Below are 8,790 nucleotides of genomic sequence, written 5' to 3' on the forward strand. Positions count from 1 at the left end.
GATCACTAGAAGTACTTGCCTAGAGTGCTTTTGGTGTTTGTCCGAAACTTAGCAAAGATGAATTTTTAATTAAAAATAGCAGAGAAGAATTTAGATAAGATTCCTTGCTCTTCTTGTACCTAAAGAATGTAAAAAAGTTTAAATTATATAAAACTTTAGCAAATAATTTTTGTCTAACTAAGTAAAGAAAAATACCTCTAAAAAGTAATTGTAAAGTTAAAGGATAGGGTTGGCGCTTAGAATATCCTTTAGCAAGATGGTAAACCAAAAAAACAGTAAGAGTTTTTCTTTCTTTAATTATTAACAAACTCTCTATTTAGAATTAACAAATTGATTTATTAACATATTTCATATTGGGTTTATATATTTTTTGCTAATCAAACCAAGCCCCCTCCTTTTCCTTTCAAATTTTAAATTCCCCTAATTTTTTTAAGATATTTTTTAAGATTTATTTCTTAGAGTTACTTTTCCGTAGAGCAAGTTTATCCTCTTTGATTTTGAAGCATTTTTGATTTTGAAGTATTAATAATGTCTGAGAGGATTAGTGCTCCTTAAAGCCAGCGCCAAGGTTTTAAGTTTAGGGAGATTAACCGCAATTTTGGTTAATTGTTTTAGATACACATTGTTAGAGTAACTAGTTACTAACTAGTTATATCTGAGATTATTTACACATAACACTACCCATGAATAGAATTTATCGTCTTAAATTAAATGATCAAGGTCGGCTAGTTGTAGTTTCCGAACTCTGCACTCATGCAGGAAAAACTACGGGAACGGTAACCGATCTGCAAACTACAGATGTTTTAGCTTCTGCTCTTGCAGAAGATCCATTTACTTTGGCTAAAAATGCTCGTCAAGCATTAAAAGCTCCACGTCCTTTTGCTTCTAAATTCTGCCGACTTGTGAAAACAGCCGGTAGAGCCTTAGGCATGTCTGCAACTTTTGCACTAACTCTAATGGGTAGTATGAGTATTAGTGCAAATGCGCAAGCAGTAGCTGGTGATCCTAGTGTAATCATCGGTAAGGCACAAATTGATGTAAATGGTCTAGTAACAAATATTACTACTTCAACCGATAAAACCGTAATTAATTGGCAAAAATTTAATATCGGGGTTGATGAAATTTATAACTTTATCCAAAACTCTGCAAACTCAGCGGTATTAAACCGTGTATTAGGAGGTGAGGTTTCACAAATTCTTGGAACTTTAAAATCTAATGGTCAAGTATTTATTGTGAACCCAGCAGGAATAGTTTTTGGTAGTAATGCTACTGTAGATGTGCAATCTTTAGTAGCTTCGACTTTAGATATTTCTAATGAAGACTTTGTCAAAGGAAATCTTAAGTTTTCGGCAACAGATGAACAAAAAATTGCCTCAATCTTAAACCAAGGTTTAATTAGTGTTGGTAAAGATGGTCACCTTTCTTTAATTGGGGGACAGGTATACAACACGGGAGTGTTAAAAGCTGTTGACGGACAAATTTTCCTTTTAGCAGGACAAAGTATTACCATTAGTGATTTAACGAATCCGCAAATTGTTTATACCATTAAAGCTGGTAATGATGTGGTGAACCTAGGTGAGATCTTTAATGGGAAAAAAGGTCTGTTCTTAGGTAATCGTGTTCTTAACCAAGGAAAAATTGTTGCCAATGTAAGTGCTAATGGCAGTGTGGAGTTACGTGGACTTGATTCAGGTTCAGGGACTTATACGCCTGCTTTTAATAGCGAAAACGGTGGCACTATTAGTGTTACCGCTACTGGTGAAGACAAAGGGATAGTTATCAATAATGGTTCTATTGTTGCGCATCAAGTAGCTGTAAATGGTGATAGCATTTATCTTCTAGATAACTCAAGTATTGAAGCTCAGGCTAATGGTAACACTGCTGGTACAATTGAAATCGGTGGTTTATCACAAGTGGCAGGAGTTGCTGATTTAGTTAACAACACCTCAGTCCAAAAAGCTTCTACTCTAGTGGTAACTAAAGGAGCTAAGCTTACCGCTCAAGGTACCGAAACTGATAGCGGAAAAATTCTTGCTTATGCTAATGTTGCTTATTTTGCTGGAGACTGGACTACGACCTCAAATAATGGGGTAGTTGAGACTTCAGGTGCACATGTTTTCTTTAGTGATGATTTTAATGTGAGTACTAATGGTGGAGCTTGGTTACTAGACCCACTAGATATTTGTATTACTAATAGTTCAGTATTAAATTATAGTTATCGTGACATAGCTAAAGAGAGTTATGCGTATAACTATGTAGAAGACTCTACTGGTCTTTCTGCAACAATAAATCACACTATTTATGAAGCTTTAAATTCGGCATATAGTAATGCCGGTACTTCGGATACTGTTTATCGTCTAAATATTACTGATTCTTTTGTAAATAAGCGTTTACAAACGAATTACGTTACTTTATATACTCCAGACGGTAATATTACCTTTACTAATGCAAGTATAAATTCGAATACAGGTTATGAACTTCGTGTTTTTACTAAAATCGGTAATATTACTTTAGAAAATACAACGATTAATCTTACGAACAAAGATTCTACGAATTATGCGACGGCATATTTTGTAGCGGGTCGTTCAATTAATATTAATAATTCAAATATCACTGCAAATCAAACTTACGATGCAGGACAGTATATTAATATTAGTGGTAGTACTCTAACCGGAGCGATCTCTTCTAAAATTAGTCCAACTATTGTTGATGATTGGAAAGCTACTTTTTCAACAGTGCAATTAGGGGGATCATTTAACTTTACGGAAGATATTAGCTACTATAAACCTATTATCATTAATGATAGTGGTGTAGACACTTCTATTATTCAGAAAGAAGTAGAGGCACAAGATACTGCGGAAGTAGATCCAAGTGAAGTAACGATTAGTCGTACTGCAACAGGTGTTACTTCAATCATTAAGCGTATTCAAATTTCGAATACTACTTTTAATATAAATAATGCTAACGCAAGTTTTACCACCAATGGTACGATTGGCTTAGATAATGTTACGGTTAATGGACATTCTGATCTTTCAAGTTTAACTCTAAATAAAGATACTCAAGATTTAGTTATAAAAGAAGCGTCGCAATCTAATTTTATTATTAATGCCAATAGCGGTGCGCAAATTGAAGGTAAAATAACCGCAAGTGACGCTCTGATAAAAATTGTTTCTAACTCAAGTAATGAAAGTGTAGCAGCCGTAAGTTTTGCAGCTGGAACTCATGTTACTACCGAGAAAAATGGTCTAGTGCATATAGTTGCAAATGGGACTAATGGAGCTATGGCTCTTGCTTACCTTTCAAAATCAGAGTATCACCAAACCTATAGTAATGGTACAGCGGTTAATGAGCATTTAGATGATACCCTAAACTTTAGTGGTAGAACCTATATCCAAGCTTCAGTAGAAAACCAAGGCTCTGCAATTGCTCCAATTGGAGATTTCTCCAATGCTCAACTGAATGTCGATAATGGAACCTTAGTTTTCCTTTACTATAACTCTGATGCGAATAATTCCGTAAGTGGAATAAGTTTTAAAGATCTAAATGTAAGTAATAACTCTACTTTATGGACCTTTAATTTAGATCAAAATGGTAAAACTACCAATTCGACTGAACACGGGAATCGTATTTCGGTAAGTGGAAATATTAGTGTAACTAATCATTCTAGTCTCGTACTAAATTCTCGTGGTGGAGTAGAACTTAATGGGGAGAACTATGATTACATTCCATCTGAAGATGAGGATGAATATGGTGATCCAATCATGGATGTCGTATTAACTAATGCGAATTTTACCGTAGATAGTACTTCTAACTATAGTTCTTATACTCCGAATTTTACCTCAAGTAATTATAAGTTTAATGTAAGTGGTAAAGTTAACCTTGGTGGTTATACTGTTAATTCAACTTATAATGCGACCTTTATTGATAGTAACGGTAGCCTCAAAAACTTTGATTTTGATAACGCAGGAAACTTTAATTTTACCTTAATCAATAGTAATCTTTCTGACTTAACAATCAATAAAAGCTTTGGACAAAGATTAGTTCTTGACTTTATGAACACGAGTTTATCTAACTCGAGTATAGCGTTAAATTCACGAGATAGTGGAGACGCCTTTGTAATCTTTGATACCGTAACTTTTGATAATACCAGCTTAAATATTAGTGCTGGTCGAGCATTATTAGGTAATCCATATGCTTATGGTGAACCGGAATTAACTTTAAACAATAATTCACAATTAAATCTAGTTACTGGTGAAGCAACTAAAGATGGTTTTAGAAACTTTGGTAGCATTGCGGTAGGTAATTTCTCCATTGCTAGTGATGCAAGTAATAATACTTTAAACCTTTCTACAAAAACCTTAGTGTTTAGTGGTTCAGCAGGTTCTACGATAAATGTAGCTTTACAAAACTATACCGCTGCAGATATTCTCATTAATAGCAGTTATACCTTTATTGCTCATAATAGTGCAAGTACTTATGTGAATCCACGAGTAGCTGGTGTAGGTGATAATGAACAAAAAACTTCAGGTGTTTATTTTACCGCTTACAATATTAGCCAAAATGGTAAAGTAACCGTAGATGCTGATGTTTTTGATTATCATGCAACCAATAATCTAGCGATTAATAATACCTTTAGTGCTCAAGGTCAAGTGTACTTTGGGGATACTCGTGCCAAAAATAATGCAAGTGGTACGGGGGATGGTCTTGATACTTATAAAGACTACACTGTAAACGTAAATGGTTCTATTGCCGTTACAGGAAATTTAACTCTACGTAATAATGTAAGTATTGCCAACGAGTCTAGTGTAACTGTTAGCGAAAACCTAACTTCTGATAGTAATCTGTACAATAATGGTACTTTAATTACTAAGAATTTAAGTGCTAATTTCTATCGTCAAGAAAATGGTTTATTGAGTGTTACTGGAAATACTAGCATTAATCATAACTTTACGGTATTAGGTGGGGTAATTGATGTAGCTAATATCCTTGCGGACAATATAACCCTGCGTAATGGAACTTATATTTTCCATAACTTGTTCTACAACAAGACTTTAACCATTAGTGGTAATGCCAATGTTTCTGCTGATGTAGTCTATGGTGACAATGTAAGTGTTACAGGTAGTAATTTAACTGCAGGTCATAACCTCAGCGTAAATAATCTTACGGTTAATAATGCTAAGGTTGTATCTAAAGATATTACTAATGTAAGCAAAAACTTATCTTTACAAAATGCATCTACTTTAGAAGCTGGTAATCTGAACTTAATTGATAATTTTGTTTTAGAAAATCAATCTACCATAAGTGCAGTTAATCTCAATGCTACGAATTTAACAGTAACTAACTCAGCAAACCTCGCAGTAAGTAATAACTTCAATGCAGGAGCGGGTTTAACAGTTAACCAAAGTGCAAGTGTTACCGTAAATGGTACTCTTACAGCGACTAAAGCGACCGTTGATAATGCGAATTTAGCTTTAACGGGTACTAATGACGCTAGTGTTACTGAGTTAAGTTTAAGTAATAATGCTAATGCAACTTTAGCTCAGGTAACTGGAGTTAACCTTAGTGCTAACGATAGTAAGATTACTTTAGGTACTGTAGTAGCTCAAGGAGATCTTAACCTTAGCAATGTAACTATTAGTCCTCTTGAACATACTGAGAGTAAGTTAAGTACTACAGGCAAACTTAATTTAACCAATGGTTCTAAAGTTGAAGTTGGAACTCTAGAAGCTAAAGAAGTTACCTTAGTTAATAGTACAGCTCAAGTAGCTCAAGTAACAGCTGACAACTTTAGCCTCATAAATACTTCAGGTAACTTTAACCAAGTAAATGTAAATAGTGCAAGTGTAACCCAAAGTAAAGATTTAAGCATTACTAATCTTGCGGTTGCCAATACCGCAAACTTTACAAATACAAGTGCTACAGTAACGAATCTGCAAGCACAAGATTTAAATCTAAGTGATAAAGCAAGATTAACGGCAGGTAATGTTTCGGTTACTAATAACTTAACCGTTAATGCTTCAACCTTTACTGTTGATAAAGTTGAGGTTAGTAAAGAAGCAAATATTAGTGCTGAAAGTACTGTTAAAGTAAATCAGAACTTTAGTGCCAAGGATTTAGTAGTAACTAATGCAAGCTTAGAAGCTTCACAAGTTAAAGCTGAGCAAGCAGGATTTACAAGTGCTAATGTAACGATTACAAGCTTAGAAGTAACTAAGGATTTAAATTTAGTTAATTCTACTGCTAAATTAGAGCAAGTAGCTGCAGATAATCTTACGCTTAGTGAGACTAAGTTACGTAGTGATGGAGAAGTTAGAGCTTCGAACTTAACCGTAACTAATGCAAGTAGTTTAACTGCTCATAATGTGACAGTGACTCAGCAAGCAACTTTTGCTAATCAGGCACAAGCTCAAGTTAGCGGTAATCTTAATGCGAGTAATCTTCTTGTTACTCAAGCGAATATCAATGCAAGTAATGTTGAGATTGCCAAGGCAAATCTAGTTGCAAGTAACGCTACCTTTATCCAAGGTCAAGTTGGAGACTTAAAGGTAGATGGAGGGAACTTCAATGTAGCTCTCAATCTAGAGGTTACCCATAATGCAACCTTTGGTAATCAAGCCCAAGTAGTTTTAGCGGGTGGAGCAACTGTAGGTGAGCAGTTCAAGGTTAACAACTCTAGTGTAGTAGTGACTCAGGTTAAGGCTGAGCAGATTATCTTAGATAATCAAGCTCAGGTAACTAGTGCTTTTGTTACAGCAGAGAAGGATCTTGAAGTAAATGCAAGTTCTGTAAAAGCTCAAAGTGTAGAGGCGACAAATGTTAATCTTACACAAAATAGTAAACTTGAGGTTGCAGAACTAACGGCAAGCAATAATATTACTTTAGCTGACTCTGAACTTAATGTAACTAAAGAGTTTACAGCTGGTAATGCAAGCTTTAGTAATGCCCAAGTAACTGCTAAAGATCTAGTGGTAAGTGGTAACCTTGCTCTTAATCAAACACAAGCAAATCTTAGTGGCAATCTAAGTGCGGGCAATCTTGCTGTTACAAATAACTCTAATCTGAAGGTAACTCATAATCTAACCGTTACAGGTGAGACAAGTATTAGTCAGCAAACTAATGTTACGGTGGGCGAACAAGCTCAAGTGCATAACTTAACCGTAACTCAAGCGAATTTAAGTGCAAGTGAATTAAATGTGGCAGGTAATGTTAGTGTAGATAAAGCTAATGTAACTACACACAATGATTTAACTGCTCTTAACTTACAAGCAAATAATGCAAGTATTAATGTAACTAAAGATGTAACTGTTACCAATAATCTAAGTTTAGATAATAGTAGCTTAGTGGCAAACAATGTAACTTCTGCGAATCTCACAGCAGTTTGCTCAAGTTTAAATGTACAGAATAAGCTTACGGTAAGCGATACTTTAGCTCTAAGTAACTCAGCGATAGTTGTTAATGGAACTTTACAAGCACAAACCGTAGAGTCCCAAAATAGTGCAATTACATCTGAAAATGTAAGTGCAACCAACTTTACTTCAACTAATGGTAACATTAGTGTAGCTAAAGATTTTACTGCAGAAAATCTTGCGGTAAGTAAAGGTAATCTGCAAGCTGATTCCGTGGATGTAAGTGGCAATGTTACTTTAACTCAAGCTAATCTCACGGCAACAAGCTTAAACGCAGAGAACTTTACTGCAAGTACCGCTAAAGTAAATGTAACCGCAATTAAAGTTGAAGATACTGCAAACTTTACTAATGTTACAGTTACTGCTTCTACTTTAGAAGCAACAAACTTAGAAGCTGAACAAAGTAAAGTAAAAGCGACGACGATTACGGTAAGCGAAAACATTACAATTAATAACTCAGAAGTAAAAGCTGAGAGCTTAAGCTCATCTAATATTAGTGCAACTAATAGTAATGTTGAGGCTCAGCAAGTAGCAGTACAAGATACAGCTAGCTTAAACAATACTAGTGTGACTGCGACCAATGTAGAAGTAGCGAATTTAGAAGCAACCGACGCTAAACTTACAGCAAATAATCTAAGTGTAAGTGCAAATGCAAGCTTAACTAATAGTGCAGTTAAAGTTACTAATGTAACGGCTACGAATCTTGAAGTTAGTGGAAGTAAAGTTGAAGCTACAAATATTACAGCTACAGAAGCGAGCTTTAGTAATGCGAATGTAAGTACGAATACTTTAGTGGCTAATAACTTAACGACTACGGGAAGTAACCTAACCGCTACTGACGTAGCAGTAAGTGATACTGCGAAGTTAACAGATAGCAACGTAACAGTTACTAATGTAACGGCTACGAATCTTGAAGTTAGTGGAAGTAAAGTTGAAGCTACAAATATTACAGCTGGTCAAGCAAGCTTTACTGAAACTAATGTAAGTGCGAATAGTCTTGTAGCTAATAACTTAACTACTACAGCAAGTAATCTAACGGCTACTGATGTGGCGGTAAGTGAAAATGCTAAGTTTACCGATAGTGAAGTAAAAGTTACTAATGTAACGGCTGCTAATCTTGAAGTTAACCAAGGTGATCTAGAAGCTACAAATATTAGTGCTGGTCAAGCAAGCTTTAGTAATGCGAATGTAAGTGCGAATAGTCTTGTAGCTAATAACTTAACTACTACAGCAAGTAATCTAACGGCTACTGATGTGGCGGTAAGTGAAAATGCTAAGTTAACTGATAGTGCAGTAAAAGTTACTAATGTAACGGCTGCGAATCTTGAAGTGAACCAAGGTAGTCTAGAAGCTGCAAATATTAGTGCTGGTCAAGCAAGCTTTA

1 protein-coding gene is annotated in these 8,790 nt (G+C 35.1%); it reads left to right on the plus strand.

Annotation, left to right across the window (positions count from 1 at the left end):
- Positions 1-683 precede the first annotated feature (683 nt).
- The coding region (locus CKF59_RS01085) for a filamentous hemagglutinin N-terminal domain-containing protein (protein WP_119534138.1) at positions 684-8,790 on the plus strand (8,107 nt) is incomplete at its 3' end.

Source organism: Psittacicella gerlachiana, from assembly GCF_003585965.1.
GTDB lineage: Bacteria > Pseudomonadota > Gammaproteobacteria > Enterobacterales > Psittacicellaceae > Psittacicella > Psittacicella gerlachiana.